Annotated in this window: 1 protein-coding gene; it reads right to left on the bottom strand. The window is 37.0% G+C overall.

The annotated features are described in order from the left end of the window. Positions 1 to 190: 190 nt before the first annotated feature. Positions 191 to 1,042, bottom strand: a complete 852-nt coding sequence (gene lysX / locus C6988_RS10505) for a lysine biosynthesis protein LysX (protein WP_255464478.1) — start codon at positions 1,040 to 1,042, stop codon at positions 191 to 193. Position 1,043 lies beyond the last annotated feature (1 nt).

The raw sequence follows: 1,043 nt of genomic DNA, 5'->3' as shown, positions 1-1,043 counted from the left end.
TTATGATAATCTGCAACACGTTGAATTTTTTCTTGCTCAAATATGTCAATGGTTAATCCAATGGCAAATACTACAATCAATGAAGCTAGTCCAATAATTAATTTAGTTCTAATTTTCAAATCTACATGAAATTTTGAAAAATAGTATAAAAAAAGATGTTAAATTAATTTGAATTAACCACTTGTGTTGGTTATTTTCTAATTGAGTTTATTGCAAACTCTATCATCTCTTTAGGAATATTGTTTTTTGCAACCTTGGCTAGTCCCTTAAACTCTACAGTGTTGTTTACCTCGTGCACTACGAGTCCTTTTTGCTTGTCTTCCATCATATCTACGCCTAGGATTCCACCTCCAACTGCTTGAGAAGCTTTAGCAGCTAACTCTTCAATCTCTGGTGTTAGCTCACACAATTCTGGGTCGGCCCCCAATGCAATGTTAGTTTTGAATCCACCATCAGCTGATTTTCTATACATTGCAGCAATTGCGCGGTCTCCAACTGTAATTACACGAATGTCTCGTGGTGGCCTCTCAATTAGTTCTTGGAAATAGTAAATCCTATCATGTGGAGTATCAGATAACTCTCGCATCTCAATTATTGCATCAAGTGTATCACGGTCTTTGATTGGAATTACACCACGACCCCATGAACCTATCACTGGTTTAATCACTAGAGGATATCCTACATCTTCGATGTTTTCTTCAGCTGCATCCTTTGAGAATGAAAAGTAAGTTTTTGGAGTTGGAACATTTCCTTTCTTGAGAAGCAAAGTCATGAACATTTTATTTCCACAGTTAGAAGCTACATCGAACTTGTTCCAAACAGGTACTCCCATGAACTCTAAACAAGAAGTAAAGTGCAATCCTCGGAAATAGCTAACGCAGCGCTCAAGCACCACATCTCCAAAATCAAAATCTGTACTTTTAGAATCTGTGTTAATTTGAGTTATCTTAGCATCAATCATCGATGTGTCATGTCCAAGCTCTGATGCCTCCTTTTGTAGCATCTTTTCTTCAGACCTTAATCGGTCAAACACGACACAAATT

It is taken from the genome of Nitrosopumilus sp. b1 (assembly GCF_014078545.1).
In the GTDB taxonomy this organism is placed as follows: Archaea; Thermoproteota; Nitrososphaeria; order Nitrososphaerales; family Nitrosopumilaceae; genus PXYB01.
The sequence above is the reverse complement of the archived record's forward strand: the minus strand, read 5'-3'. Positions and strand labels throughout refer to the sequence as shown.